The organism is Pseudomonas sp. LPB0260 (genome assembly GCF_013388395.1).
Genome location: NZ_CP058247.1, coordinates 174,710 through 201,405 on the forward strand (window position 1 = coordinate 174,710; position 26,696 = coordinate 201,405).

Below are 26,696 nucleotides of genomic sequence, written 5' to 3' on the forward strand. Positions count from 1 at the left end.
TCAGGAATGGAGACTTTGCAAACCGTGCCGCACATTTCTGCCGTGCTCGACGGCCTGGGAGTGCCGTTGCAGAGACCTTACTTCGAAATAAGCATAAAGAGGCGATACTAATATTGGCTGGCTATAATCGCGGTTCCAAGTGGGGGACTTAATGAGCATTATCGATAACAACGCCTGGCAGCAGTTCCTGGCGATCATCTGGTTTTTGCTGTGCTGGGGGGGCTACACCCGTTATGCCCAGGCCAAAGGGCTGACCACACCCTGCCTGGCGAGCGTCCTGCACCTGTACCGGGAGGACTGGATGCGCCGTATGTTGCTACGCGACAACCGCATCGCCGATGCCAATGTGATCGGCAATCTGGAGCGCAATGCCTCGTTCTTCGCTTCCAGCACCCTGATCATTCTCGCCGGCATTCTGACTGTACTCGGTGCGTCCGACCGCGCGGTTTCGCTGCTTGCCGATCTGCCTTTCGTACAAACGCCCAGCCGGGAGATGTCCGAGGTCAAGTTGCTGTGCCTGGCCGTGGTGTTCGTCTATGCCTTCTTCACCTTCAGCTGGTGCATGCGTCAGTACAACTTCGGCGCGGTGTTGGTGGGCTCGGCACCGATGGTCGGCGAGCGTCACGTCACCGAGCAGGAGCGCAACGCCTTCGCCGTGCGCACTGCGCGGGTGATTTCGATGGCAGCGAACCAGTTCAACCAGGGACTGCGCGCCTATTACTTCGGCATGGCGATCCTCGCCTGGTTCATCAACCCCTGGTTCTTCATGCTGGTGACCGGCGGGGTAGTAGTGGTGCTGTATCGTCGGGAGTTTCACTCTGACGTGCTGGAGGTGATGGTCTACACACAGACGCCGACACTCGAGTCGGCCAAGGAGAAAAGTGAATGAGTTTGCCCTTCTGGTGCGTCTTCATCAGTGCGCTGCTGATCTTCCTGGCCAAGGCGCCCGTCGCCAGGGCCATGCAGCAGGAGAGCGGCACCTATGACAACCGCCACCCACGCAGCCAGCAGGCGCGCCTCAAGGGATTCGGCGCGCGCGCCCTGGCCGCGCACCTGAACAGCTTCGAGGCGTTTCCGCTGTTTGCCGTCGGTGTGCTCATGGCCCATGTCACCGGCAGCCACGGCGTTCTGGTCGATGGCCTGGCGGTGACCTTCGTGGTCGCGCGGGTCCTGTACCTGCTGTGCTACTGGGCCGATCTTCACTGGCAGCGCAGCGTGGTATGGGCGGTGGGACTGCTCTGCAGCCTGATGCTGATGCTGACCCCGGCACTTTGAGGCCACCAGCACGAAAAAGGCCCGCAGATAGCGGGCCTTTGCGTGGCGTCACGGCGAACGGCTTACTGGCCGTCGACCGCTTCCTTGGCGGCTTCGCCTGCCTCCTTCATCGCCTCGGCGGCATCATCGGCGGCTTCCTCGATTTTCTCGCCGGTGGTTGGCTCGGTACCCATGATTTCGTCGGCCTTCTGTTCGGCCGCCTCGCTCATGGACTCGGCCGCGTCGGACAACGACTCCTTGGCGCTCTCCATCTTGCTTTCGGGGCTGTCCTCGCAGGCGGCGAGGGCGAGGGCGGCAGCGAGCAGCAGGGCGTAAGTAAAGGTCTTCTGCACGGTCGGTACTCCTTGTGGTGTTCGTGGTTGCAGGATTCAGCCTGGCATGGGCTGTTTGAACAACTGAACGCCAGCAAAGTTCCCCGGGGCGGCGGCAGGGTCCCACTCTTGCCTCGAGCGGCCCGGCTGCTTGGCACGCCATTAGGCGAAAATCATCGACTTCTCGATGGATTAGTCGAGTGTCGAGCATTATCGTGACGCCTATGTTTTCCGCCGGCCAGAGCGGGTGCGCTTCGTCACCCCCGTCGGCTGCGACTGCCCAGTAATCTAAGGACGTTTGAATGGATGCGTTGCTGATCCTCGGTGGCCTCTTGTTGATCCTGGCCGGCCTGGTCTGGCTGGTGATGCGCGCCTTCGGCACTAGCCTGCTGTGGGGCTGCGCCGCCTTGTTGCCGCCGCTGACCCTGTTGTTCGTGCTGCGCCATTGGCGACGCGCGCGCCAAGCCCTGGGCCTCAGCGCCCTGGGGTTCATTCCGCTGGTGGTCGGCCTGACGCTGCTCGCCAGTCAGGACAGTGAACGCATGGCGGCCATTCTCAGTCTGCGCTGGCTGGAGTCCGAGTCACGCCCCGCAAGCGAACTCAGTATCGAGCTGAATGGCGTGCTGAACGGTCAGCCATTCGCACCCCAGCACGGCGAACTGATCGATGGCGTGCTCAGGCTTCGCGAGGGCCAGGACTTTTTCGCCCACCGCGAGTTGTCGATTCGCCTGGTGCAGCGGGTTGGGGATGGGCTGCGCGTCGATGTGTTGCCCACGGACGAAGGTGTGTTGCCCGAGGTCGAACTCAGCTGGCTGCTGCCGGAGCAGGAGCTGCCCGAGGCCCGTCGCCTGAACCGTGGCTACAGCCTGCATCTGGACCTGCAACCGCAGCCGCCGAACAAGCTGGTCGGCGACTTCCACCTGGTACTGCCGGCGCGTTTCAAGACCACGCTGAGCGGCAAGGTAGAACTGTTCAGCGATGGCCTGCGTTACCGCGATGGCAAGGTCGACCGCCAAGTGGATTCCAGCGACACCCTGGCCTTCGTCATCGAGGACTATCTGCAGCGGCGCTTCGCCACTCGCCAGGTGCAGTTGCAGCCGCTGCCGCCCCAGGTATTGCCGGCGCAGAGCCTGGAACTGACGGTCGAGGCACGCATCGATGGCCAGGAGCAGCGTCTGCCCATCCTGTTGAGAAAAACCGATGTGCGCGGCTGGGCGGTGCAGGCGGATCAGTTTCCGCCTCTGCCGGAAGTGGCCCGCGAGCCGACCGACCTTCAGGCCAGTGCGCCTGCGGCGGCGCCTCAGCCCGAGAAGAAGGTCAGTCGCCCGCTGGATCGCCGCCTGCGCTTCAGCCTCGAGGGTTTGCTGCGCAGCCCCAGTCGCTACCAGAACCTGGCGATGCGCGTGGCCACCGAGCGTGGCAACACGGCAGAAGGGCGCTTCCAGGGCATCGATCAGCAGGGGCGCATCGTCCTGCAGCAGCGTCTCGGTGGCACCGGCCAGGCCAGTTTCCGCCTGCGCCCGGAGGAGGTCAGCCGTATCGAATTGCTCGAACCCTGATCGAGCAATCGGCTAAACACTTGAAATCCAAGTCGAAGCCCCCATCTGCATGACATCCGCCGCGCTGCGGCTTAGTCATCAATGTGGAGTTAGACGACCATGAGTGTGGAAACTCAAAAAGAAACCCTGGGCTTCCAGACCGAGGTGAAGCAACTGCTTCACCTGATGATCCATTCGCTGTATTCGAACAAGGAGATCTTCCTGCGTGAGCTGATCTCCAATGCGTCGGATGCGGTCGACAAGCTGCGGTTCGAGGCGCTGGCCAAGCCGGAGCTGCTCGAGGGCGGCGCCGAACTGAAGATCCGCGTCAGCTTCGACAAGGACGCCAGGACCGTCACCCTGGAAGACAACGGCATCGGCATGAGCCGCGACGAGGCGGTGACCCACCTCGGCACCATCGCCAAGTCCGGCACCTCCGACTTTCTGAAGAACCTGTCCGGTGACCAGAAGAAGGATTCGCACCTGATCGGCCAGTTCGGCGTCGGCTTCTACTCGGCCTTCATCGTCGCCGACAAGGTCGAGGTATTCACCCGTCGCGCCGGCCTGTCGGCCGCCGAAGGGGTGCACTGGGAATCCCATGGCGAGGGCGAGTTCAGCGTCGCCAGCATCGACAAGGCCGAGCGCGGCACCCGTATCGTCCTGCACCTGAAGAAGGGCGAGGAAGAGTTCGCCGACGGCTGGCGCCTGCGCAACATCATCAAGAAGTATTCCGACCACATCGCCCTGCCGATCGAGCTGCCGAAGGAGTTCCACGGCGAGGAGAAGGACAAGCCGGCCGAGCCTGAGTGGGAAACCGTCAACCGTGCCAGCGCCCTGTGGACCCGTCCGCGCACCGAGGTCAAGGATGAGGAATACCAGGAGTTCTACAAGCACGTCGCCCACGATTTCGAGAACCCGCTGTCCTGGAGCCACAACAAGGTCGAGGGCAAGCTGGAGTACACCTCGCTGCTCTACGTGCCGGGCCGTGCACCCTTCGACCTGTACCAGCGCGACGCCTCCAAGGGGCTCAAGCTCTACGTTCAGCGTGTGTTCATCATGGACCAGGCCGACGAGTTCCTGCCGCTGTACCTGCGCTTCATCAAGGGCGTGGTCGACTCCAATGACCTGTCGCTGAACATCTCCCGGGAGATCCTGCAGAAGGATCCGATCATCGATTCGATGAAGTCGGCGCTGACCAAACGTGTGCTGGACATGCTCGAGAAGCTGGCGAAGAACGAACCCGAGCAGTACAAGGCGTTCTGGAAGAACTTCGGCCAGGTGCTCAAGGAAGGCCCGGCGGAAGACTTCGCCAACAAGGAGAAGATCGCCGGCCTGCTGCGCTTCGCCTCCACCCATGAGGCCGGCGGCGAGCAGAGCGTATCCCTGGCCGATTACCTGGGCCGCATGAAGGAGGGCCAGGACAAGTTCTACTACCTGACCGGCGAATCCTACGCTCAGGTGAAGAACAGCCCGCACCTGGAAGTCTTCCGCAAGAAGGGTATCGAGGTGCTGCTGCTCACCGACCGCATCGACGAGTGGCTGATGAGCTACCTGACCGAGTTCGACGGCAAGCACTTCGTCGACGTGGCCCGCGGCAACCTGGACCTGGGCAAGCTGGACTCCGAAGAGGACAAGAAGGCCCAGGAAGAAGTCGCCAAGGCCAAGGAAGGACTGGTCGAGCGACTCAAGGCGGCCCTGGGCGAGCAGGTGGCCGAGGTGCGGGTGTCCCATCGCCTCACCGATTCGCCGGCGATCCTGGCGATCGGCGAGCAGGACCTGGGCCTGCAGATGCGCCAGATCCTCGAGGCCAGCGGGCAGAAGGTGCCGGAGTCCAAGCCGATCTTCGAGTTTAACCCGGGTCATCCGCTGATCGAGCGTCTGGATGCCGAGCCGGACGAGGACCGCTTCGGCGACCTCTCGCACATCCTCTTCGACCAGGCCGCGCTGGCGGCCGGCGACAGCCTGAAGGATCCGGCGGCCTATGTGCAGCGCCTGAACAAGCTGTTGGTCGAACTTTCGGCCTGACCAGCCTGCTGACGAAAGGAGCCCGCGCAAGCGGGCTTTTTTCTGGGCCGCGCTGCGCGACGCGCTACTGTTGATAGAGAGTCATGCAACAGGAGCAGGATCATGAGCAGATCACTGATGGCCCTTGGCTTGTGCGCGCTGGTGGGGGCGGTGCAGGCTGAAGTGGTGGTCAAACCGGTGCCCTACGAAATCGATGGGGTCGCCTTCGAGGGCCGCCTGGTCTATGACGATACGGTCAGCGGCACACGCCCGGGCTTGCTGATGGTGCCGGACTGGCTGGGTATGACGGCAAACTCGGAGAAACAGGCGGCGCTGGTTGCCGGCGACAAGTACGTGGTGTTCATGGCCGACATGTACGGCAAGGCGGTGCGTCCAAGCAATGCCGAGGAGGCCGGAGCCGCCGCTGGAGCGGTGCGCGCCGACCGGGCGCTGATGCGCAAGCGCGCTCAGGCGGCGCTCGAGGTTTTCAGGACCCAGGGTCGCGATACCGGGCTGGATACGGGCAGGCTGGGCGCCATCGGTTTCTGTTTCGGCGGCGGCACAGTGCTGGAACTGGCGCGCTCAGGGGCGCCGTTGCAGGGATTCGTGTCCTTCCACGGCAACCTGGATACGCCCAATCCGGCCGATGCGCAGAACATCAAGGCGCCGGTGCTGGTGCTGCACGGGGCCGAGGATCCCTCGGTGCCACCGGCCCAGGTCGGCGGCTTCATGGCCGAAATGAAGGCGGCGCAGGTCGACTGGCAACTGATCAGCTATGGCGGCGCGGTGCATTCGTTCACCAATCCCCAGGCCAACAATCCGGGGCGTAACCAATACCACCCGCAGGTAGCGGCACGGGCCTATCGCGCCATGAACGATCTGTTCGATGAGGTATTTGCCGCACCCTGAGCATGCCCGCCCTTCGCACTCTTGCTGGCCAACTGCTGGCCGCTCTCGGGGCGCTGCTCAGCCGGGCAGCTCGATGCGCGTAGTTTCCCCGGGAACCCGGGGCCAGTCGTGGTTCTTCCAGCGCTCGCGCGCGGCGTCGATCAGTGCCGGGTCGCTGGCGACGAAGTTCCAGACCATGCGCCGAGGGCCCAGTGGCGCGCCGCCAATCAGCACCAGGTGGCATTCGCTGCAGGCACTGAGGGTGAAAGGCGCGCCCTCGGGCAGCACCGCCATGCCGCGCAATGGCAGCGGCTGATCATCCAGCAGGGCTTCGCCGTCGATCAGGTAGAGTGCGCGTTCGCGGTGCTCGACCGGAATAGCCAGGCTGGCCCCGGCGGTCAGCTTCAGCTCGGCGTACAGGGTCGGCGAGCGCACCGGCACCGGCGATTCCAGGCAGAAGCCGCTGCCGGCGATCAGGCAGATATCCACCCCCAGGGCGCTGCTACGTGGCAGATGCTCGGCGATGTAATGGCCATAGCTCGCCGGCCCCTGCTCGTCGGCGCTGGGCAGCGCCAGCCACACTTGCAGACCGTGCAGGCGCGAGCCGCGCCGGCGCAGTGGCGGCGGAGTACGCTCGACGTGCGCGACCCCCTGTCCCGCATTCATCCAGCTAACCTCTCCCGGCATCACCAGCTGGTCCGAGCCGAGGCTGTCTTTGTGCTGCAGCTGCCCCTCGAGCAGGTAGGTGAGGGTGCAGAGGCCGATGTGCGGGTGTTGCCTGATGTCCAGGCCACTGCCGGCCGGATAGTCATGTTCCAGTATGTGGTCGAAGAATACGAAGGGGCCGACGCTACGGCACTGGGCCGAAGGCAGTGGGCGGAGGATCGGCTGGCCCTCGATCACCTCCTGGCGCGGGCGCAGCAGCAGCACTCGGCTCATTGCTGGGCCTCCGACATATCGCCGTGCAGCCTGTGCGGGCCGATGCCGACACGTTGCAGCTGGGTCTCTTCGTTGCTGATGCTGTTCATGCGTACTCCCGGTTCCGCAACCCCTTGGGCCTTACAGACCAGCAGCCTAGCCCATGTCGTCGGCGTCGGGATGCTGCTGAACTTGCCGGGCGCTGCGGCAGTCTATCTGCCCATAACAGGATGAGGATGCCGTATTGATCTTGCTGCGACTGACGCTCGCGCTGCTGTTGGGGGCGACCACGGCATGCGCCTTGGCCCGTGACTACCGCTACAGCGATGCACACCTGCACTACGTCGACTTCTTCCAGGAAAGCGCCGGAATGGACAAGTTGCTGGCGGCGATGGCCGCTGCCCAGGTTGAGCATGTCATGCTCGCCGGCATTCCGGTGGCGAAAAAGTGGCATGAAGACGAACCCAAGCGCCCGCGCTACTACGCCGGGGACGATGCCGGTGTGTACTGGTACAGCGCTACCGATACGCTGATTGCCCATGCCTACAAACAGTTGCCGGCTGAACAGCGCGAGCGGTTTCATCCGTTTCTGTCGGGCTTCAATCCCAACGACAAGAACGCCGATGCGCATATCCGCCGCATGCTCGAGCTGGACCCCGGCCTGTGGCAAGGCATCGGCGAGGTGTTCACCCGCCACGATGACCTTACCGCGCTGATGCAGGGCGATGTGCCGCGGGCCAACAACGAGGCGATGGCGCGGGTCTATCACCTGGCCGCCGAATACGATCTGCCGGTGTTGCTGCATGCCAACATCACTTCCAAACGCGAGCGTAACCCGCTGTATCTGGCGGAAATCGAAGAGCCGCTGCGCAACCACCCCCATGTACGTTTCATCTGGGCCCATGCCGGCACCAGCGCGGAAATTCACCGTCATCAAACCAAGCTGGATTTCCTCTTGCCGACTGTGCGGCGCATGCTGGAGGAGTACCCCAACCTGTATATCGACCTGTCTTGGAGCGTGCTCAAGCCGTACCTGCTGGATAAGCAGGGCAGGCCCGACCCCGAATGGGTGCAATTGGTCAGCCGCTATCCCGCGCGCTTCATGCTCGGCTCCGATGTGGTGGGCCGGTTCGACAGCCTGGGCGACTTTCTCCGCGGCTTCGACCCCTTTCTCGACGCCTTGCCGGAGGATGTGGCGCAGCGGGTGGCGCGCGACAACTTTCTGGCCGTGCTGCCGCGGCGAGTCAAGGCGGCAGCGCGCCGGTAGAGCCGTCATCAAGCTGTCACTCGGCTGTCATAGGCTCGCGCCATCTCGAACAAGGAGCGCGCGTTATGCAATACCCCCGATTCAGTGCACTGATCGCACTCATGCTGCTGGCAGGCTGGGTTCAGGCCGAGGTTCGCGTCGAAGGCGAGGTGGAACATGGCATCTTCGTCAGCGAGTATGAGGATTTCCAACCAGGCGAGCGGGTGCTGACTCGCCACCGGCAACCGATCGAGCGCAGCGAAGTGATACCGGCGAAGCTCGGTACCAAATTCGGCCTGCGCTACAGCCTCGCCGGCAAGACTGCAGGGGGCGCGCCATTGACCCTGTTGTATCTCACTCCTGGAGTGACGACCCCGGATGGAGCCCGCCACGACAAGTTCGTGGTGGTGCAGAAGCTGGTTCCGGAGGCCGCTCAGGACACCATGGCCTTCGAGTTCAGCGAGCCCTATGAGGTTGTCCCTGGAGAGTGGCATTTCCTGGTGTTCCAGGATGACCGCAAACTCGCCGAACAGCGATTTGTGGTGCGCTAGATACCAGGTTTATGAAAAGGCCGGCCTTTGCGTCGGCTTTTTTGTTGCTGGCATTGCTCGCTGTCCGGAAAAGCATGGTTGGTGCCATCGTTTCGCGCTCGGGAGCCGATGCTGGCGAAGCGGTAGGCAGGCGAGGGGGCGATTCGGGTCTTCTGGTTGCATCGCGGCGGATCGCCCCGGGAATTCTGGGCAGACCTACTAGACTGCACGGTTTCGGACCCCGACTACGCACGGAAATACCGATAAACGAGCGGAGCGCGGGCTTAAGGTTCTTTTCAGTGGGCCGATAAACAGCATGCGGTGGGCCAGTGCCCGCCAGGCAAGCATGATCGATCCTTGGCCCGCAGACGGCCATGCTATAGGAATACTCGAATGTCCCTGAGAAATCTCAATATCGCGCCGCGCTCTGCGCTGGGTTTCGGCTTGATTGGCCTGATTGTGCTGCTGTTGGGGGTGTTTGCCCTTGGTCAGATGTCCGCCATGCGCAAGGAAGCCAACGAGGTAGATCGAAACTGGCTGCCGAGCATTATTGCCCTGAGTGAGCTGAACCAGACCATCTTGCGTGTGCGGGTGCTGACTTACCGCCTGGCGGTGGTGACCGACAGCGGTTTGCTGCAGGAAACCCAGGCAAAGCTGGCTCAACTGCTGGACGATGTACGCACCCTGGATAACACCTTCGCCAAGTACCTGACCACGGCCGAAGAACGGGCCGCCTACCAGCGCTTCAAGGCGGAGCAGTCACAGTACCTGCAGTACCAGGGCGAAGTGGCTCGGCTGGTGTCGCAGGGCCAGCGCGAACAGGCCATGGTGGCGCTCAACGGTAATATCAACCTGCATGCCGACGGCATGACCAAGGCATTGGTCGAGCTGATGGGGATCAATCGCGACGAGGCGGGTGAAGCAGCCCAGCGCGCCGAATCGGCCTACGACCAGGCCTTCGACTGGGTGGTCATTACCATCATCGCCGCGGGCCTGCTGACTGCATTGCTGGCCACGCTGTTTACCCGCAGCATCGTCGCCCCTCTGGAACTTGCGGTCCGCGCGGCGGAGTACGTGGCTGCAGGCGATCTGACCAAGCCGATCGAGATCGAGGGAAGCGATGAGCCCGCGCGGTTGCTGCAGGCCTTGAAACGCATGCAGGGCAGCCTGCGCGACACCATTCAGCGTATCGCCGACTCCTCGAATCAACTGGCATCCGCGGCCGAAGAACTGAACGCGGTGACCGAAGACTCCACCCGTGGCCTGCACGCCCAGAGCAATGAAATCGAACAGGCCGCGACCGCGGTAAACGAAATGACCGTGGCGGTCGAGGAAGTGGCGCAGAACGCCGTGAGTACCTCCCAGGCGTCCGGCGAGTCCGACAAGACGGCCCGGCTCGGTCGCCAGCAGGTTCTGCAAACCGTCGACTCGATCAGCCAGTTGGCCGGCGATGTTACCCATACCGCCAGCCAGGTCGAACAGCTGGCAGGTAAAGTCCGGGGCATCAGCCAGGTACTGGATGTGATTCGATCGATTGCCGAGCAGACCAACCTGCTGGCGCTCAACGCGGCGATCGAGGCCGCCCGGGCGGGTGATGCCGGTCGCGGTTTCGCGGTGGTGGCCGATGAGGTGCGTGCCTTGGCCCATCGCACCCAGCAGTCGACCCAGGAGATCGAGCAGATGATCGGCGGCATTCAGCAGGGCACCGATCAGGCGGTCGATGCCATGCAGCAGAGCAATCAACGCGCGCGCTCGACCCTGGAGGTCGCTCAGTCGGCCGGCGAGGCGCTGGATCGGATTACCTCGTCGATTACCCAGATCAACGAGCGAAACCTGGTCATAGCCAGTGCCGCCGAAGAGCAGGCGCAGGTCGCGCGCGAAGTCGATCGCAACCTGGTGAACATTCGTGACCTGGCGCTGCAGACCTCAGCCGGCGCCAACCAGACCAGCGCGGCGAGCCAGGAGCTCTCGCGGCTGGCCGTCGACCTCAATGGCATGGTCGCACGCTTCACCGTATGAAGTGATGAACCATGAAAAACGGCGCCCTAGGGCGCCGTTTTCAATTGCGAGCAAGCAAGCTGCTTACTTGCCGGTCCAGCGCTTGAGCACCAGGGTGGCATTGGTGCCGCCGAAGCCGAAGCTGTTGCTCATGACGGTGTCGATCTTGGCGTTCTCCACGGTCTTGAGTTGAACCGGCAGGTCGGCGATCTCGGGATCAAGCTCCTCGATATTGGCCGAGCCGGCGATGAAGTTGCCTTCCATCATCAGCATGCAGTAGATCGCTTCCTGGACGCCGGCAGCACCCAGGGAGTGGCCGCTGAGGCTCTTGGTCGAGCTGATGGCCGGTGCCTTGTCGCCGAACACTTCACGTACGGCGCGGCTTTCCGCGACGTCGCCGACCGGAGTCGAGGTGCCGTGGGTGTTCAGGTAGTCGATCGGCGTGTCGACGGTGGCCAGGGCCTGCTGCATGCAACGTACCGCGCCTTCACCACTCGGCGCGACCATGTCGTAGCCGTCGGAGGTGGCGCCGTAGCCAACGATTTCCGCGTAGATCTTGGCGCCGCGCTTGAGCGCATGCTCCAGCTCCTCGACCACCACCATGCCGCCGCCGCCGGCGATGACGAAACCGTCACGCTTGGCGTCGTAGGCGCGAGAGGCCTTCTCCGGGCTCTCGTTGTACTGGGTGGAGAGGGCGCCCATGGCGTCGAACAGGAAGCTCTGGCTCCAGTGCTCTTCTTCGCCGCCGCCGGCGAAGACCATGTCCTGCTTGCCCAACTGGATCTGCTCCATGGCGGTGCCGATGCAATGGGCGCTGGTGGCGCAGGCCGAGGAGATCGAGTAGTTCACGCCCTTGATCTTGAAGGGGGTCGCCAGGCAGGCGGAAACGGTGCTGCCCATGGTACGCGGCACGCGATACGGGCCGACGCGCTTGACGCCCTTTTCGCGCAGGATGTCCATGGCTTCCATCTGGTTGAAGGTGGAGGCACCGCCGGAGCCGGCGACCAGGCCGACGCGCGGGTCGGAAATTTCTTCGGCGCTGAGGCCCGCGTCGGCGATGGCCTGCTGCATCGACAGGTAGGCGAATGCGGCAGCGTCGCCCATGAAGCGGTAGACCTTGCGGTCGATCAGCTCTTCCAGGTTCAGGTCGACGGAGCCGGACACCTGGCTGCGCAGGCCCTTCTCGGCGTATTCCGGATTGAAACGAATACCGCCACGGCCTGCACGCAGGTTGGCGGAGACGGTTTCTTTGTCATTGCCCAGGCAGGAAACGATGCCCAGACCGGTAATCACGACGCGACGCATGGAGAGAATCCTTTAGAAACTGTCGGTAGAGGTGAACAGGCCGACGCGCAAGCCTTCGGCACTGTAGATCTCGCGGCCATCGACACTGACGCTGCCATCGGCGATGGCCAGGATCAGCGAGCGGGTGATGGTGCGTTTGATCTGAATGTTATAGGTGACCTTCTTGGCGGTCGGCAGGACCTGGCCGAAGAACTTCACTTCGCCCGAGCCGAGGGCGCGGCCACGGCCGGGGTTGCCCTGCCAGCCGAGGAAGAAGCCGACCAGCTGCCACATGGCGTCGAGGCCCAGGCAGCCCGGCATCACCGGGTCGCCTTCGAAATGGCAACCGAAGAACCACAGGTCCGGGGTGATATCGAGCTCGGCGACGATTTCGCCCTTGCCGTACTTACCGCCCGTGTCGCTGATGTGAGTGATGCGATCGATCATCAGCATGTTCGGCGCGGGCAGTTGCGCATTACCTGGGCCGAACAGTTCGCCGCGGCTGCAGCGCAACAGATCTTCCCGGGTGAAGGCGTTTTGTTTGGTCATGCGAGCTCCTCAATAATCCCCACGCGCCAAGGCTGGGCAAGTCGTCCTGGCTGGCCGCGCACCGGTGTGCGCCTGCCAGCAGCCTAGTCATAGACTGTTGCGATGTGCGGAAAGTCACAGCGCGTCGAGTACAGTTGTACTCTGCTCCTGACTCCTTGTCACAGACGCCAAGCCTGCGCGCCGGTGACCGGGAGCCAATCGCAGTTTAACAGCCCTGGCCTGAGGCCGAAGCCTGAGCGGGCAGCCAGCGCTGCAAAATTCGCTGCAGGTCGGCCCGTTTGAAGGGTTTTGCCAGGTAATCGTCCATGCCACAGTCGAGGCATGCATCCCGGTCGCCCTGCAGGGCATTGGCGGTGAGGGCGATGATCGGCATGCTGCCGTGCCCGTCGAGCCGGCGAATCTGCCGAGTGGCTTCGTAGCCGTCCATGATCGGCAGGCGGCAGTCCATCAGAATCGCCGCGTAGCATTGTTGCTCGGCGCTGTGCACGGCCCGGGCGCCATCGCCGACCAGGTCGACCTCGTAGCCAAGGCTGCGCAGCATGGCTTCGATCACCGTCTGATTGACCGGGTTGTCCTCGACCAGCAGCACTTTCTGCCCCTGGCCATGCTGGCCCTCGAGCTCTGCGCTCGAGGTACGGGGCCGGGACTGCAGCGAGAAGGGCAGTGGCACCTCCAGAATGAAGGTCGAGCCCTGGCCCTCACGGCTTTCCGCGCGCAGGATGCCGCCCATGCGCTCGGCCAGGGTGCGCGCGATCGGCAGGCCGAGCCCGGTGCCGCCATAGCGTCGGGAAATGGAGCTGTCGGCTTGCTGGAAGGCGTCGAACATCTGTTCCAGGCGTTCTGCCGAGATGCCGATGCCACTGTCGTGCACCGCGCAGCTGAACCAGAGCACCTGGTTGTCCAGGGCCTGCCAGCGGGTTTCCAGGCGCACGCTGCCTTGTTCGGTGAACTTCAGCGCGTTGCCGATGAGGTTGACCAGGATCTGCCGGATGCGCGTCGGATCGCCCTGGACCTCGAGTTGCTCCAGTCCGTCCTGGGTATCCAGTTCGAGGCTCAGGCCGCGCTGCTGAGCGCCATGCTGGAACACCAGCGCCGAGCCCTGGATCAGTTCCAGCAGGTTGAAGGAAATGCACTCAAGCTCCAGGGCGCCGCGCTCGATGCGCGAGAAGTCGAGGATGTCGTTGATGACCTTGAGCAGGTGCTCGGTGGATTCGCTGGCCAGCGCGGCGTATTCCGCCTGTTCCCCCGTCAGCTCGGTGGTCTCCAGTAGCTGCAGCATGCCCAGCACGCCATTCATCGGGGTGCGCAGCTCATGGCTCATCATGGCCAGGAAGTCGGACTTGGCACGGTTGGCCAGCTCCGCCTCCTCGCGTGCCTTGACCAGCAGGGCCATGGCCTGCTCTTGCTCCTGGCTGGCGAGTTGCAGTTCGCCGGCCAGGTTGTTGATGTGCTGGGCCAGTACCCCCAGTTCGCCTGTCTCCAGTTCTGGCAGGCGGGTTTGATATTCGCCCGCCTGAATCGCCGTGACCGCCTTGCCCATGGCGCCCAGGGGCTTGGAAATGCGCCTCGCCAGTCGGCGCGCGAGAAGGAAGGTCAGCAGCAGGGCAAACAGCGCCAGGACCGCGGCCTTGAGCAGCAGAGCCTGCTGACGGTCATTGAGCGCATCGCCCGACATGCCCACCACGACGTAGCCGAGCTGGTTGTCGGGCAAGGTAGCCGTGAGCCCGGGGGGCTGCTGCGGGGCGGTGTCAGCCAGGCCGGCCTGTTGTAGCCGAATCGGCGCCTGGAAGACCTCCACCCGGGCGCTGGATTGCTCGAGGCCGCTGGGTTGTTCCACATAGACCAGGATGTTGTCGTCGCGGTCGCGCACCTCGAGGAAACGCACATGCGGAGTGCTGAGGGTGGCTTGCAGCAGCGTATCCAGTACCTGCAGATTGCCCGAAGCCACGCCGTACTCACTGGCTGGCGCCAGCTGATTGGCGATCAGCTGGCCGGTGTGGTTGAGCTCCAGGCGCAGGTCCTGGAGGCGCTCGAACGTAAAAAAGCCGGTCAGTAGCAGGGTCAGCAATAACGCCGGACCCACGCTGATCAATTGTGTGCGGGTATGAATGTCCCAGCCGCGACCCTTGCTCACGGGCTGTCTCCTTCAACCAATGAATGCTTAGGGCGGCGAGCTTCGGCGGCGCTTCTGGCCTGCGCGCCGGGCACTTGAGATTTCGTTGCCAGGCTGCCACTTGCCGAGCCACACCAGGCGCGCAGCCGGACGAGTCGGCTCGATCCGGCGCGCTTAGCGGCTGAATCATGCGCCCGAGGGCAGGAAACGCTTGGGAATCGGGCTGCCACGCAACGGCCTTGTTCGCGTCGAAAGTGCGCATGTTAACCGAGCTGAACGCCTTTGCCAGTCGCCTGGTGCATGTCGAACGAGATTTTTGGGGCACGGCGCATTGACCGTAAACGCGGCGAAAAGCTGGCCGGCCAACCTGTGCCCCGTATAATGCCTGCAGATTGCCACCCATGACCCACTACGGACTCGTTATGACTGAGCAGCACCCCATTGCCGTGCTCGGCGGCGGCAGCTTCGGCACCGCGCTGGCAAACCTGCTGGCGGAGAACGGCCGGCACGTCTTGCATTGGATGCGTGACCCAGAGCAGGTCGAGGCCATCCTGACCACCCGGGAGAACCCGCGTTACCTCAAAGGGGTCACGATTCACCCCGAGGTAGAGCCTCTCTGCGACCTCGCCGCGGCGCTCGGCGCCTGCCAGCTGGTCTTCGTGGCGCTGCCCTCCAGCGCCTTGCGTCAGGCCTTGCAGCCGGTGGCCGAGCAACTGGCCGGCAAGCTGTTGATCAGCACCACCAAGGGCATCGAAGCGCGCAGCTTCAAATTGATGAGCCAGATTCTCGAAGAGATCGCCCCACAGGCACGCATCGGCGTGCTGTCCGGGCCGAACCTGGCCAAGGAAGTGGCCGAGCACGCACTGACCGCGACGGTAATCGCCAGCGAGGACGAGGCGCTCTGCCAGCAGGTGCAGGCCGCCCTGCATGGCCGCACCTTCCGCGTCTACGCCAGCGGCGATCGTTTCGGCGTGGAGCTTGGCGGCGCCTTGAAGAATGTCTACGCCATCATGGCCGGCATGGCAGCGGCCCTGGGCATGGGCGAGAACACCAGGAGCATGCTGATCACCCGCGCCCTGGCGGAAATGACTCGTTTCGCCGTGCACCTGGGGGCCAACCCGATGACTTTCCTTGGCCTGGCCGGGGTGGGCGATCTGATCGTGACTTGCTCCTCGCCGAAGAGCCGCAACTACCAGGTCGGTTTCGCCCTGGGCGAAGGCCTCAGCCTGGACGATGCGGTTGAGCGCCTCGGCGAGGTGGCCGAGGGCGTCAACACGATCAAGGTGCTCAAGGCCAAGGCCGAGGAGTTGCAGGTGTACATGCCGCTGGTTGCCGGTCTGCATGCCATCCTGTTCGAGGGGCGTACGCTGGGGCAGGTGATCGAGCTGCTGATGCTGGCCGAGCCGAAGACCGACGTCGATTTCATTTCCACCACGGGCTTCTAGGCCCGCATTTCTCAGGGAGATTGCCATGAGCGAAGAGAGTAAAGAGCTGGAGCGCGAGTCCATCCTGTTGCGGATTCTCTGGATGGTGTTGTTCACCATTGTCTGGCAACTGGCCGAACTGGTGCTCGGGGCCGTGGTCCTGCTGCAGCTGGGCTACCGGCTGTTCTACGGCGCGCCGAGTGCCAGCCTGCTCGGCTTCGGCGACAGCCTCAGCCAGTATCTGGCGCAGATCGGCCGCTTCGGCACCTTCAACAGCGATGACAAGCCGTGGCCGTTCTCCGATTGGCCGACCCCGCGCGCCCCGCAGGGTGAGGCGCCGCATTCGGTGCCGCCGGCGCCACACCCGGCGCGCGACGAAGAACCGAAGCTGTGAGCGCGCGCCGATGAGGCTGTGGCTGCTGCGCCATGGCGAGGCCCAGCCCCAGGCCGCCAGCGATGCCGAGCGCGCCCTGACCGCCCGTGGCCGTGACGAGGTCACCCAGGTGGCGGTGCAGTTGCAGGCGCGCCCGCTGACGATGATCCTCGTCAGCCCATACGTGCGCGCCCAGCAGACGGCCGCCCTGGTGGTCGAAGCGCTGGCGTTCGGCGGGCCCGTACAAACGGTGCCGTGGCTGACCCCCGAAAGCGACCCTCGCGAGGTGCTGCGGCGCCTGGACAGGTACGAGAGCGGCGAACTGCTGCTGGTCAGCCATCAGCCGCTGGTCGGCGCACTGGCGGGGTTGATGATCCACGGTCATCGGCAGCAGCCGCTGGCCATGCACACCGCCAGCCTGGCCGAGCTGGACGGCGATCTGCTGGCTGCCGGAACCATGAGCCTGCTGGCGCTGGTGCACCCGCGGCACGGCTGAAGGCGCGCCGCGGCGATACATTTCTTAACTTGCGACTCCCGTTTTTGCGTGGAATAGTCCAACCAAGCAATTGCTTGGTTGGCTCCACAACAACAACGAAGGAGTGGCCCCATGGACGATGCGATCCGCTTGCCCCTCGCGCGGTTCTACCAGCGCGAGGCCCGTCATCCGCACAAGCCCTATCTGGTGCAGCCTCTGCCGGGCGGCCGGTTGCAGGAGCTGAGCTGGGCGGAGGTGGGCGAGCAGGCGCGGCGGGCCGCCAGCTGGCTGCGCAGTCGCGAGCTCGCTCAAGGCAGTCGTATCGCCATCCTCTCGAAGAACTGCGCGCACTGGATCGTCTGCGACCTGGCGATCTGGATGGCCGGGCACGTCTCGGTGCCGCTCTATCCCAATCTCACCGCCGACTCGGTGCGCCAGGTGCTGGCGCATGCCGAGGCGGCGCTGCTGTTCGTCGGCAAGCTGGACGACTGGCCGGGCATGGCGCCTGGCGTGCCGGAGGGGCTGGTCACGGTAGCGCTGCCGCTGCACGCCGAAGGCGAGTTCGCCTACCAGTGGGATGACCTGCAGCGTTGCGCGCCGATCCGTGACGACCCGCAGCCGGCAGCCGCTCGGCTCGCCACCATCATCTACACATCGGGCACCACCGGGGCGCCGAAGGGCGTGATGCACAGCTTCGGCAATCTCGGTTTCGCCGCCAGCCACGCGATCGAACTGTTCGCCGTCGGCGAGGCGGACCGGCTGCTGTCCTATCTGCCACTCAGTCATGTGGCCGAGCGCATGTTTGTCGAGCTGGCCTCTCTCTATGCCGGGCAGACGGTGTATTTCGCAGAGAGCCTGGATACCTTTCTCGTCGATATCCGGCGCGCCCGGCCCACGGTGATATTCGGTGTGCCGCGCATCTGGACCAAGTTGCAGATGGGGGTCTTCAACAGGACCTCGGCGAAACGGCTCGATCTGCTGCTGAAGCTGCCGCTGATCGGTCCTATGGTCGGCCGCAAGGTGCGCGCGGGGCTCGGGCTGGATGCGGTGCGCTACGCGCTGTCCGGCGCCGCGCCGGTGCCCGAGGCCTTGCTCGCCTGGTACCAGCGCCTGGGGCTGGAGGTCCTGGAAGTCTATGGCATGACCGAAAACTGCGGCTATTCCCATGTCTGTCGCCCCGGCTGCTACCGCGCAGGCTGGATCGGCCAGAGCAACCCCGGTGTCGAGGTGCGCGTGGCCGCGGAGGGTGAAGTGCAGGTGCGCAGCGGCGCCACCATGCAGGGCTATTACAAGGAGCCGGAGAAGACCGCCGAGGTGCTGACTGCCGACGGTTTTCTGCGCACCGGCGACAAGGGCGAGCAGGATGCGTACGGCAACCTGCGCCTGACCGGGCGGATCAAGGAGATCTTCAAGACCAGCAAGGGTAAGTACGTCGCCCCGGCGCCCATCGAGAACCGCCTGGCCGTGCACTCGCGCATCGAGCAGGTGTGCGTGGTGGGCGATGGCCTGCCCCAGCCGTTGGCCCTGTGCGTGCTCTCCGAGGCTGGCCGCCAGGAGGCGGCCAACGGCGCCAGGGGCACCCTGGAGAACAGCCTCCAGGCGCTGCTCGAGGAGGTCAATGGCAGCCTCGACCAGCATGAGCGGCTGCAGGGACTGGTGCTGGTCAAGGACGCCTGGTCCGTGGACAACGGCTTTCTCACGCCGACCTTGAAGATAAAGCGCGGCGCCGTCGAGGGCGCCTATGCGACGCAATTTGTCGAGTGGGGTGGGCGCGACGAGCGGGTAGTGTGGCAGCAGTGAGGCACACCCGGCAGGTAGCGCCGGAAGCGTCCGCAGGGTTCGTCCCGGGCGCGCTTCAGTTCCCTGTGGTGAACAATTGAGCACGCGCCGGCGCGGGGAGGGCGCTGTCGCCGAGCGCGGTGGCCGGCCTCCCTTGAAGTTTGACCGGAGTGTCGCCGTTCACTGGCTGATTTGTCGTTGCCGTTACCGCCGCGCTGCCGGACAATTTCCCCGTCTACCTGCAGAAGCCTGCCGCCATGCCCCAACCCGTATTCTTCGCCCATGCCAACGGTTTCCCTTCGGCCACCTACGGCAAGCTGTTCGCCGCACTCGCGCCGGACTACGAGGTCCGGCACCTGGAGCAGCACGGGCATGACCCACGCTTCCCGGTCAATGACAACTGGAGCAACCTGGTCGACGAGTTGATCCATCACCTCGAGGCGAGCGGTTCGCCGGCCTGGGGCGTGGGCCATTCGCTCGGCGGGGTGCTGCATTACCACGCCGCGCTGCAGCGTCCGGATCTCTATCGCGGGGTGGTGATGCTCGATTCGCCGTTGCTGACTCGCGCCGACCAGGTCGTCATTCGCGCGGCCAAGCGCTTCGGCTTCATCGATCGCATCACCCCGGCCGGACGAACCCTGGGGCGCCGCGAAGAGTTCGCCGACCTCGACGAGGCGCGCGGCTACTTCGCCGGAAAGTCGCTGTTTCGCAGCTTCGATCCGGAATGCCTGGATGCCTATGTGCGCCATGGCCTGCACGGCAACGGCGACAAGCTGCGCCTGCGCTTCGATCCAGCCACCGAGATCAGCATCTATCGCAGCGTGCCGCACACCAGCCCTGGGCGAGCGCAGCAGATGCAGGTACCGCTGGCGATGGTGCGCGGCCGTCACAGTCGCGTAGTGCTGCCGCATCACGCGCGGCTGGTGCGGCGGATGCCAAAGGGCGAGCAACTGACCCTGCCCGGCGGGCATATGTTTCCCCTGGAGCGCCCCCAGGAGACAGCAGCGTTGCTCAGGTCACTGTTCGCACGCTGGGCCGGCGAGACTTGCCGGGAGCAGTCGGCATGAGCCCGGCATTCGAGGAAGTGCGCCTGCGCCTGCCGCATATCGAACTCGCCGCGCACCTGTACGGCCCCGCGGACGGTCTGCCGGTCATCGCCCTGCATGGCTGGTTGGACAACGCCGCCAGCTTTGCCCGCCTGGCGCCCAAACTGTCGGGGCTGCGCATCGTCGCCCTGGACTTCGCCGGGCACGGCCACTCCGATCATCGTCCCGCAGGCGCCAGCTACGCGATCTGGGACTACGTGCAGGATGTCCTGGAGGTTGCCGAGCAGTTCGGCTGGCAGCGCTTCTCCCTGCTCGGCCACTCCATGGGGGCGATCGTCTCGGTGCTGCTGGCTGGTGCATTGCCGGAGCGGGTCGAGCGTCTGGCCTTGATCGACGGCCTGATTCCCTACACCGGCGAGGCCGAGGACGCGCCCCAGCGCCTGGGAGAGGCGCTCAAGGCGCAGATGGCCCTGACCGGAAAGCGCAAGCCGGTCTATGCCGAGTTCTCCCGCGCGGTGGAGGCGCGCATGCGCGGGGTGGGCGCGGTCAGTCGTGAGGCCGCCGAGCTGCTGGCGCAACGTGGCTTGATGCCGGTGCCCGGTGGCTATACTTGGCGTACCGATAGCCGCCTGACCTTGCCCTCGCCGCTGCGCCTGACTCGAGCCCACGTCATGGCGTTCATCCAGCGCCTGCAGTGCCCGGTCAATCTGGTGCTGGCGGAGCAGGGCCTGTTGGCGGCACATCCGCAGCTCGCCGAGCTGCTGGGCGAACGGCCCATCACCCTGAGCCGGTTGCCGGGTGGACATCACTTGCACCTGGATGACGAGGAGGGCGCAGCCCTCGTAGCAGACTGTTTCAAAGGATTCTTGCGCTCGCCTTGACTTGCCGAAGGCAACTGGGGAAAGGTGTGGCCGATTGCCATGGAGATTCGCATGATCGACCTTTACACCGCTGCCACCCCCAATGGCCACAAAGTGTCCATCGCCCTGGAGGAGCTGCAGCTGCCCTACAGTGTGCACACACTGAGTTTCGACAAGCGGGAACAGAAAGCCCCCGAGTTTCTCAAGATCAACCCCAATGGCCGCATCCCGGCCATCGTCGACCGTGGCAATGACGATTTCGCCGTATTCGAGTCCGGGGCGATCCTCGTCTACCTGGCCGAGCGCAGCGGACAGCTGCTACCCCAGGACGCCAAGGGACGCTCCGTCGTACTGCAGTGGCTGATGTTCCAGATGGGCGGCATCGGCCCGATGCAAGGGCAGGCGAACGTGTTCTTCCGTTATTTTCCTGAGAAGCTGCGAGGCGCCATCGACCGCTATCAACACGAGACCCGGCGACTCTACGAGGTGCTCGATGGCCGCCTGGGCGAGGCCGAGTTCTTGGCCGGCGACTACAGCATCGCCGACATCGCCAGCTTTCCCTGGGTGCGTAGCCATGAGTGGTCGGGGGTATCGGTCGAAGGCCTGCCCCACCTGCAGCGCTGGCTCACGGCGCTGGAAAACCGGCCGGCGGTGCAGCGCGGCCTGCTGGTGCCGCGCCGCGACCTCGATGAGGCCGCCACCGTGAAATCCGCCCAGTCGATGCTGATCCGATGAGGGCGGCCATGCGCAGTCTCAGTTTGCTCGCCGCGCTCTTGGTCAGCATGCCGGCTTGGGCGGCAGATCCGCCCGGCAGTCGTGATCTGGAGGTCCTGCCGCGCTTTCCCGGCGCGCGGATCGTCGCCTTCGCCGAGACCGGCGAGGAGGAACGGGTCTACCCGCAAGGGGCAATCCGTCGCATCAGTGGCAAGTTGCGCTACGAGCAGGAGGTACAGGCCAAGGGCCAGCTCACCTCGGTGACCTACGAGCTGCCCCGCACCCATACCGCCGACGAGGTGTTCACCGCCGCCCGTGAAGCCCTGCAGGCTCAGGACGCCGAATTGCTCTACTGGTGCCAGGGGCGCGAGTGCGGTGCGAGCAACCTCTGGGCCAATGCGGTGTTCGGTCGCGCCAAGCTGTATGGCTCCGACGATCAGCAGGCCTATGTGCTGATGCGCCTGGCCGAACCGCGTCAGGACAGTCTTGTCGCGCTCTACAGCATTACTCGGGGCAATCGCCGTGCCTACCTGCACGCCGAGTTGCTGAGCGCGGATGCAGGGCTGGCCGAGGTGCTCCCAACCCCCGCGACCCTGTTGCGTCAGTTGCGCAGCAGCGGCGAGCTGCGCCTGGCCCGGCAGGCCGAGCCGAGCCCGGCCTGGTCCCGTCTGCTGGCGCGCAGCCTCAACCTCGACAGCACCTTGCGGGTCAGCCTGAGCGGCGCCCAGGCCGAAGCCTGGCGCGAGGCCCTGGTCGAGCAGCGGGTGCGCGCGGCGCGCCTGGAACTCGGCGACGGCGAGGTGCCCGGGCTGCGCATCACCGTGCTGCGCTAGGGCGCAGGCTTGAGCGCGCCGGCTTGCCGGCGCCCGAGCCTGCCGGCATGCTCTCTCCTTTAGCCGTCCAGCGCTGCCTAGGCCCGCGTCGGGCGGCGTCCTTCGATTGCTTGCGGAGCCTCGCGAATGCTCAATAACGACCGCCTGCTGGTGCAGATCCTGCTCCTCGGGCTTCTCGGCGCCAGCCTGTGGGTGCTCGCCCCGTTCTGGTCGGCGCTGTTCTGGGCGGCGGTGCTGGCCTTTGCCAGTTGGCCGCTGATGCGCCTGCTGACCCACTGGCTGAAAGGCCGGCAGGCCGCGGCGGCCGGCTTGCTGACGTTCGGCTGGGTGGTCCTGGTGGCCGTGCCTCTGATACTGCTGGGTTTCAACCTGGCCGACCACGTGCGTGACGCCACCGCCCTGATCAAGGGGCTGCAGGTCGAAGGCCTGCCGCCGCCTCCCGGCTGGCTGGGCGGCTTGCCGCTGGTGGGGGAGGCGCTGCTGTCGGCCTGGCAGACCGTCGATCAGCAGGGCTCGGCGTTCTTCGCCACCCTGCGGCCTTACCTCGGCCAGGTCGGCAACTGGCTGCTGGCGCGCAGCGCGCAGATCGGCGCTGGCGTGCTGGAGCTGGCCCTGAGCCTGCTGCTGGTGTTCTTCTTCTACCGCGATGGCCCGCGCCTGGCGGCCTTCGTCCACAGCCTGCTCGACCGCCTGATCGGTGTGCGCGCGGATCACTACCTGGAGCTGGTCGCGGGAACGGTGCAGCGGGTGGTCAACGGGGTCATCGGCACCGCGGCCGCCCAGAGCCTGCTGGCGATGATCGGCTTCTACATCGCCGGCGTGCCCGGGGCGCTGCTGCTGGGCATCGTCACCTTCGTCCTCAGCCTGATCCCGATGGGCCCGCCGCTGGTCTGGGTGCCCGCAACGGCCTGGCTGGCCAGCCAGGGCGACTATGGTTTCGCGATTTTCCTCGGCATCTGGGGCTTCTTCGTGATCAGCGGCGTGGACAATATCCTCAAACCCTACCTGATCAGCCGCGGCGGCAATCTGCCGCTGGTGGTGGTGCTGCTGGGCGTGTTCGGCGGCATCCTCGCCTTCGGCTTCATGGGCCTGTTTCTCGGCCCGACGGTGCTGGCCGTGGCCTACAGCCTGCTCAGCGACTGGGTGGCGAACAAGGCGCCGCCGCCTGGCGAGGGGCCGCCGGCCGGTCTCAACCTCTAGCGCCAGTGCATGGCGCGCGGCGCATCCGTTCGACGGTGCGCCGCGCCCTCAGTTGTCGCCGCGTTCGTACTTGTCCAGCGCCTCGCGGGCGATCATCTGCCCGAGCATGACCAGCTCCGGGGCCTTGTAGAACTCGAAGAAGCGGCAGGCGCGGCGGGGTACGTTGATCAGGATGTCCGGCGGGTAGCCGGCGATCTTGTACTGCGCCAGGGAGGTCTGCATCACCTCGAAACTCTGGTTGATCAACTCCAGCAGGGACGCCGGTCCGCTCATGTCGGCGACCCGCGAGCCGCTGGCGGACTTGGTCGCGGCGGCGCTTTCCGGCTCTTCGGCGGGTTTCCGGGGCGCGTCCGGACTGACGGCCGCGGCGCTCTGCGGGTCGTCCAGCAGCAGCAGCTCATCGCCGTCCTCGCCATCCTTGCGGCGGAAGGAGGGCAGGCGTGAGCCCAGCGAGGTCATCATCTGGTCGAAGCGGCCCTTGAGCGCCAGTGGCCGTTCGATGACCGGCAGTTCGTAGTGCTTCTGGTTGGTCGAGTTGAGGTTGACCGCGACGATCAGGTCGCAATGGCTGGACACCACCGGCACGATCGGCAGCGGGTTGAGCAGGCCGCCGTCGACCAGCATGCGCTTGCCCTGGACCACCGGAGTGAAGAGGCTGGGAATCGCCGCCGAGGCACGCATAGCCTGGTGCAGGCAGCCCTCCTGGAACCAGATCTCCTGCTGATTGGTCAGGTCGGTGGCCACCGCGGTGAAGGGGATCGGCAATTCCTCGATATTGATCTCGCCGACGATATCCCGGATCTGGCCGAAGACCCTTTCGCCGCGAATCGCGCCGAGGCGGAAGCTGACATCGAGCAGGCGCAGCACGTCCAGGTAGTCCAGGCTCTGGGTCCATTCGCGATATTCCTTGAGCTTGCCGGCCGCGTAGATGCCGCCGACCACGGCGCCCATGGAGCAGCCGGCGATGCAGGCGATCTCGTAGCCGCGCGCTTCCAGTTCCTCGATCACCCCGATGTGCGCGTAACCCCGCGCACCACCGGCCCCCAACACCAGCGCTACTCGCTTAGTCATCTCGCTCCCCCCGTAACGCTTTGTTTTATCAACATACTCGCGCCAATCGTCGCCGCCAAGGTGGCATTTGCTAGAATGCCGCCGCCTGTCGACCCGATTAGTGAGATGTGATGAGCGCGCCCATTCGTTTGACCCAGTACAGCCACGGTGCCGGCTGCGGCTGCAAGATTTCCCCCAAGGTCCTGGAAGTGATACTCGCCGGCAGCGGCGCGCAGAACCTCGATCCGCGCCTCTGGGTCGGCAATGCCTCGCGTGACGATGCCGCGGTGTACGCCATCGACGAGGAGCGCGGCGTGGTCTCCACCACCGACTTCTTCATGCCGATCGTCGACGATCCCTATGATTTCGGCCGGATCGCCGCGACCAACGCGATCAGCGACATCTATGCCATGGGCGGCGACCCGCTGATGGCCATCGCCATCCTCGGCTGGCCGGTCAACGTGCTGGCCCCGGAAGTGGCCCGTGAGGTGATCCGCGGCGGGCGCGCGGTGTGCGACGAGGCGGGCATCCCCCTGGCCGGCGGCCATTCGATCGATGCGCCGGAGCCGATCTTCGGCCTGGCGGTCACCGGCCTGGTGCAGAAGGCGCACATGAAGCGCAACGACACCGCCCGCGCCGGCTGCAAGTTGTACCTGAGCAAGCCGCTGGGCATCGGCATCCTCACCACGGCGGAGAAGAAGGCCAAGCTGCGCGCCGAGGACGTCGGCCTGGCGCGCGACTGGATGTGCACCCTGAACAAGCCAGGCAGCCGGTTCGGCAAGCTCGTCGGCGTCAGCGCCATGACCGACGTCACCGGCTTTGGCCTGCTCGGCCACCTGGTCGAGATGGCCGACGGCAGTGGCCTGACCGCGCGCATCGAGTTCGCCAAGGTGCCGCGCCTGGAGGGCGTCGACTACTACCTGGAGCAAGGCTGCGTGCCCGGCGGCACCCTGCGCAACTTCGACAGCTACGGCGACAAGATCGCGCCGATGGCCGAGCCGCACAAACTGCTGCTGTGCGACCCGCAGACCAGTGGCGGCCTGCTGATCGCGGTCACGCCCGAGGGCGAGGCGGAGTTTCGCGCGGTCGCCGCAGAGCTGGGCCTGGCGCTGGAGCCGATCGGCGAGTTGCTCGAGCGCCAGCAGCACGCGGTCGAGGTGCTGTGATGCGTGACAATACCAGCGACTATCGCCAGCTGTTTCTCGATGGGACGCCGATGATGGACGCCCGGGCGCCGGTGGAGTTCGCCAAGGGCGCGTTCCCCGGGGTGGTCAATCTGCCGCTGATGGACGATGTCGAGCGGCAGAAGGTCGGTACCTGCTACAAGCAGCAGGGCCAGAATGCGGCCATCGAACTGGGCCACCAGCTGGTCAGCGGCTCGCTCAAGGCCGAGCGCGTCGCCGCCTGGGCGGCCTTCGCCACGGCCAATCCGAACGGCTATCTGTACTGCTTTCGTGGCGGCCTGCGCTCGCAGATCGTCCAGCAATGGCTCAAGAGCGAGGCGGGCATCGACTACCCGCGGGTAATCGGCGGCTACAAGGCGATGCGCAGTTTTCTCATCGGTACCACCGAACAGGCGCTGGCCGAGTGCCAGTTCGTCCTGGTCGGCGGCATGACCGGCACCGGCAAGACCGAGGTGATCGCCCAGCTGGACAACAGCCTCGATCTGGAAGGCCACGCCAACCACCGGGGCTCAAGTTTCGGCAAGCGCGCCACCGGGCAGCCGGGGCAGATCGATTTCGAGAACGCGCTGGCCATCGACATCCTGCGCAAGCGCGCGGCGGGCCGGCAGCAGTTCGTCCTCGAGGACGAGGGACGGCTGATCGGCCGTTGCTCGCTGCCGCTGGAGCTGTACCAGGGCATGCAGGACTTTCCGCTGGTGTGGCTGGAGGACAGCCTGGCCGGGCGTACCGAACGCATCCTCAAGGACTACGTGACCGACCTGTGCGCCGAGTTCGTCGCCCAGTTAGGCCCTGAGGCCGGCTTCACGGCCTTCGCCGAGCGCCTGCAGCAGAGCCTGGCGAATATCCTCAAGCGTCTGGGCGGCGAGCGTTACCAGCGTCTGGCGGCGATCATGGATCAGGCCCTGGTGGAGCAGCAGCGCAGTGGCGCGGTCGACCTGCACCGTGGCTGGATCGAGGCGCTGCTGGTGGAGTACTACGACCCGATGTATGCATACCAGCGTGAAAACAAGGCCGGGCGCATCGAGTTCGTCGGCGAGCAGGCGGCGGTGCTGGAGTATCTGCGGCAACGGGCCAATCCGTAGGGCAGGGCACTTTTGCCGCAGC

Annotated in this window: 25 protein-coding genes; 19 read left to right on the plus strand and 6 right to left on the minus strand. The window is 65.1% G+C overall.

The features are described from left to right. Positions 1–151 precede the first annotated feature (151 nt). Positions 152–889: a DUF599 domain-containing protein gene (locus tag LPB260_RS00760; RefSeq protein ID WP_208706752.1), complete on the plus strand. Its 738-nt coding sequence runs from the start codon at positions 152–154 to the stop codon at positions 887–889. After that, a complete protein-coding gene (locus tag LPB260_RS00765; RefSeq protein ID WP_208706753.1) occupies positions 886–1,275 on the plus strand; it encodes an MAPEG family protein in 390 nt (129 codons plus the stop codon). The genes LPB260_RS00760 and LPB260_RS00765 overlap by 4 nt, the downstream gene beginning before the upstream one ends. A gap of 62 nt (positions 1,276–1,337) precedes the next feature. Here the strand turns inward: LPB260_RS00765 and LPB260_RS00770 are convergent, their stop codons facing one another. Continuing rightward, entirely contained in the window at positions 1,338–1,607 is a 270-nt protein-coding gene (locus LPB260_RS00770; protein ID WP_208706754.1) for a hypothetical protein, read from the minus strand. Between the two features lie 281 nt (positions 1,608–1,888). Between LPB260_RS00770 and LPB260_RS00775 the strand changes: the two genes are divergently transcribed. From LPB260_RS00775 to LPB260_RS00785, 3 genes are all read left to right on the plus strand, one after another. Beyond that, the gene (locus LPB260_RS00775) at positions 1,889–3,145 is read left to right on the plus strand and encodes an MFS transporter (protein WP_208706755.1); all 1,257 of its coding nucleotides are present in this window, start codon (positions 1,889–1,891) and stop codon (positions 3,143–3,145) included. 99 nt (positions 3,146–3,244) lie between these two features. Further along, the gene (htpG, locus tag LPB260_RS00780; protein ID WP_208706756.1) at positions 3,245–5,149 is read left to right on the plus strand and encodes a molecular chaperone HtpG; all 1,905 of its coding nucleotides are present in this window, start codon (positions 3,245–3,247) and stop codon (positions 5,147–5,149) included. Positions 5,150–5,251: 102 nt separating this feature from the next. Next, entirely contained in the window at positions 5,252–6,037 is a 786-nt protein-coding gene (locus LPB260_RS00785; protein ID WP_208706757.1) for a dienelactone hydrolase family protein, read from the plus strand. A 57-nt stretch (positions 6,038–6,094) separates the two neighbouring features. On the opposite strand, the gene LPB260_RS00790 is transcribed toward LPB260_RS00785, so the two are convergent. Next, complete coding sequence (locus tag LPB260_RS00790; protein ID WP_208706758.1) at positions 6,095–6,955, minus strand: pirin family protein; 861 nt, start codon at positions 6,953–6,955, stop codon at positions 6,095–6,097. A 223-nt stretch (positions 6,956–7,178) separates the two neighbouring features. Here LPB260_RS00790 and LPB260_RS00795 point away from each other — a divergent pair, with 223 nt between their 5' ends. The 3 genes from LPB260_RS00795 (at position 7,179) to LPB260_RS00805 (ending at position 10,729) form a co-directional block, all read left to right on the plus strand. Continuing rightward, positions 7,179–8,201: an amidohydrolase family protein gene (locus tag LPB260_RS00795; protein WP_208706759.1), complete on the plus strand. Its 1,023-nt coding sequence runs from the start codon at positions 7,179–7,181 to the stop codon at positions 8,199–8,201. Between the two features lie 65 nt (positions 8,202–8,266). Then, a complete protein-coding gene (locus LPB260_RS00800; protein WP_208706760.1) occupies positions 8,267–8,731 on the plus strand; it encodes a DUF3859 domain-containing protein in 465 nt (154 codons plus the stop codon). Between the two features lie 372 nt (positions 8,732–9,103). Continuing rightward, on the plus strand, positions 9,104–10,729 hold the full coding sequence (locus LPB260_RS00805; protein WP_208706761.1) for a methyl-accepting chemotaxis protein: 1,626 nt from the start codon (positions 9,104–9,106) through the stop codon (positions 10,727–10,729). A 63-nt stretch (positions 10,730–10,792) separates the two neighbouring features. Here the strand turns inward: LPB260_RS00805 and fabB are convergent, their stop codons facing one another. From fabB to LPB260_RS00820, 3 genes are all read right to left on the minus strand, one after another. Next, positions 10,793–12,013, minus strand: a complete 1,221-nt coding sequence (gene fabB, locus LPB260_RS00810; RefSeq protein ID WP_208706762.1) for a beta-ketoacyl-ACP synthase I — start codon at positions 12,011–12,013, stop codon at positions 10,793–10,795. A 12-nt stretch (positions 12,014–12,025) separates the two neighbouring features. Continuing rightward, positions 12,026–12,541 (minus strand): 3-hydroxyacyl-[acyl-carrier-protein] dehydratase FabA, encoded by a 516-nt coding sequence (gene fabA, locus LPB260_RS00815; protein WP_208706763.1) that lies wholly within the window; start codon positions 12,539–12,541, stop codon positions 12,026–12,028. A 205-nt stretch (positions 12,542–12,746) separates the two neighbouring features. Beyond that, positions 12,747–14,675: an ATP-binding protein gene (locus LPB260_RS00820; RefSeq protein ID WP_208706764.1), complete on the minus strand. Its 1,929-nt coding sequence runs from the start codon at positions 14,673–14,675 to the stop codon at positions 12,747–12,749. A 401-nt stretch (positions 14,676–15,076) separates the two neighbouring features. On the opposite strand from LPB260_RS00820, the gene LPB260_RS00825 reads away from it, so the two are divergent. The 9 genes from LPB260_RS00825 to LPB260_RS00865 all read left to right on the plus strand — a co-directional run bounded on the left by LPB260_RS00825 (position 15,077) and on the right by LPB260_RS00865 (position 23,358). After that, entirely contained in the window at positions 15,077–16,099 is a 1,023-nt protein-coding gene (locus tag LPB260_RS00825; RefSeq protein WP_208706765.1) for an NAD(P)H-dependent glycerol-3-phosphate dehydrogenase, read from the plus strand. 25 nt (positions 16,100–16,124) lie between these two features. Then, entirely contained in the window at positions 16,125–16,472 is a 348-nt protein-coding gene (locus LPB260_RS00830; RefSeq protein WP_208706766.1) for a DUF4389 domain-containing protein, read from the plus strand. 10 nt (positions 16,473–16,482) lie between these two features. Further along, the gene (gene sixA / locus LPB260_RS00835) at positions 16,483–16,947 is read left to right on the plus strand and encodes a phosphohistidine phosphatase SixA (RefSeq protein WP_208706767.1); all 465 of its coding nucleotides are present in this window, start codon (positions 16,483–16,485) and stop codon (positions 16,945–16,947) included. 111 nt (positions 16,948–17,058) lie between these two features. Then, positions 17,059–18,726: an AMP-binding protein gene (locus LPB260_RS00840; RefSeq protein ID WP_208706768.1), complete on the plus strand. Its 1,668-nt coding sequence runs from the start codon at positions 17,059–17,061 to the stop codon at positions 18,724–18,726. 236 nt (positions 18,727–18,962) lie between these two features. Further along, complete coding sequence (locus tag LPB260_RS00845) at positions 18,963–19,772, plus strand: alpha/beta fold hydrolase (protein WP_208706769.1); 810 nt, start codon at positions 18,963–18,965, stop codon at positions 19,770–19,772. Then, the gene (locus LPB260_RS00850) at positions 19,769–20,632 is read left to right on the plus strand and encodes an alpha/beta fold hydrolase (RefSeq protein ID WP_208706770.1); all 864 of its coding nucleotides are present in this window, start codon (positions 19,769–19,771) and stop codon (positions 20,630–20,632) included. Before LPB260_RS00845 ends, LPB260_RS00850 begins: the two co-directional genes overlap by 4 nt. Positions 20,633–20,683: 51 nt before the next feature. Next, positions 20,684–21,346 carry a glutathione S-transferase family protein gene (locus LPB260_RS00855; protein WP_208706771.1) on the plus strand — a complete coding sequence of 221 codons (663 nt, stop codon included), beginning with the start codon at positions 20,684–20,686 and terminating at the stop codon, positions 21,344–21,346. Positions 21,347–21,354: 8 nt separating this feature from the next. Then, positions 21,355–22,158, plus strand: a complete 804-nt coding sequence (locus LPB260_RS00860; RefSeq protein ID WP_208706772.1) for a DUF4892 domain-containing protein — start codon at positions 21,355–21,357, stop codon at positions 22,156–22,158. A gap of 126 nt (positions 22,159–22,284) precedes the next feature. Continuing rightward, positions 22,285–23,358 carry an AI-2E family transporter gene (locus LPB260_RS00865; protein ID WP_208706773.1) on the plus strand — a complete coding sequence of 358 codons (1,074 nt, stop codon included), beginning with the start codon at positions 22,285–22,287 and terminating at the stop codon, positions 23,356–23,358. 48 nt (positions 23,359–23,406) lie between these two features. Here the strand turns inward: LPB260_RS00865 and LPB260_RS00870 are convergent, their stop codons facing one another. Further along, positions 23,407–24,429 carry a patatin-like phospholipase family protein gene (locus LPB260_RS00870; protein ID WP_208706774.1) on the minus strand — a complete coding sequence of 341 codons (1,023 nt, stop codon included), beginning with the start codon at positions 24,427–24,429 and terminating at the stop codon, positions 23,407–23,409. Positions 24,430–24,539: 110 nt separating this feature from the next. Here LPB260_RS00870 and selD point away from each other — a divergent pair, with 110 nt between their 5' ends. Then, positions 24,540–25,574: a selenide, water dikinase SelD gene (gene selD / locus LPB260_RS00875; RefSeq protein WP_208706775.1), complete on the plus strand. Its 1,035-nt coding sequence runs from the start codon at positions 24,540–24,542 to the stop codon at positions 25,572–25,574. Continuing rightward, a complete protein-coding gene (gene mnmH / locus LPB260_RS00880; RefSeq protein ID WP_208706776.1) occupies positions 25,574–26,674 on the plus strand; it encodes a tRNA 2-selenouridine(34) synthase MnmH in 1,101 nt (366 codons plus the stop codon). Before selD ends, mnmH begins: the two co-directional genes overlap by 1 nt. Positions 26,675–26,696: the final 22 nt, after the last annotated feature.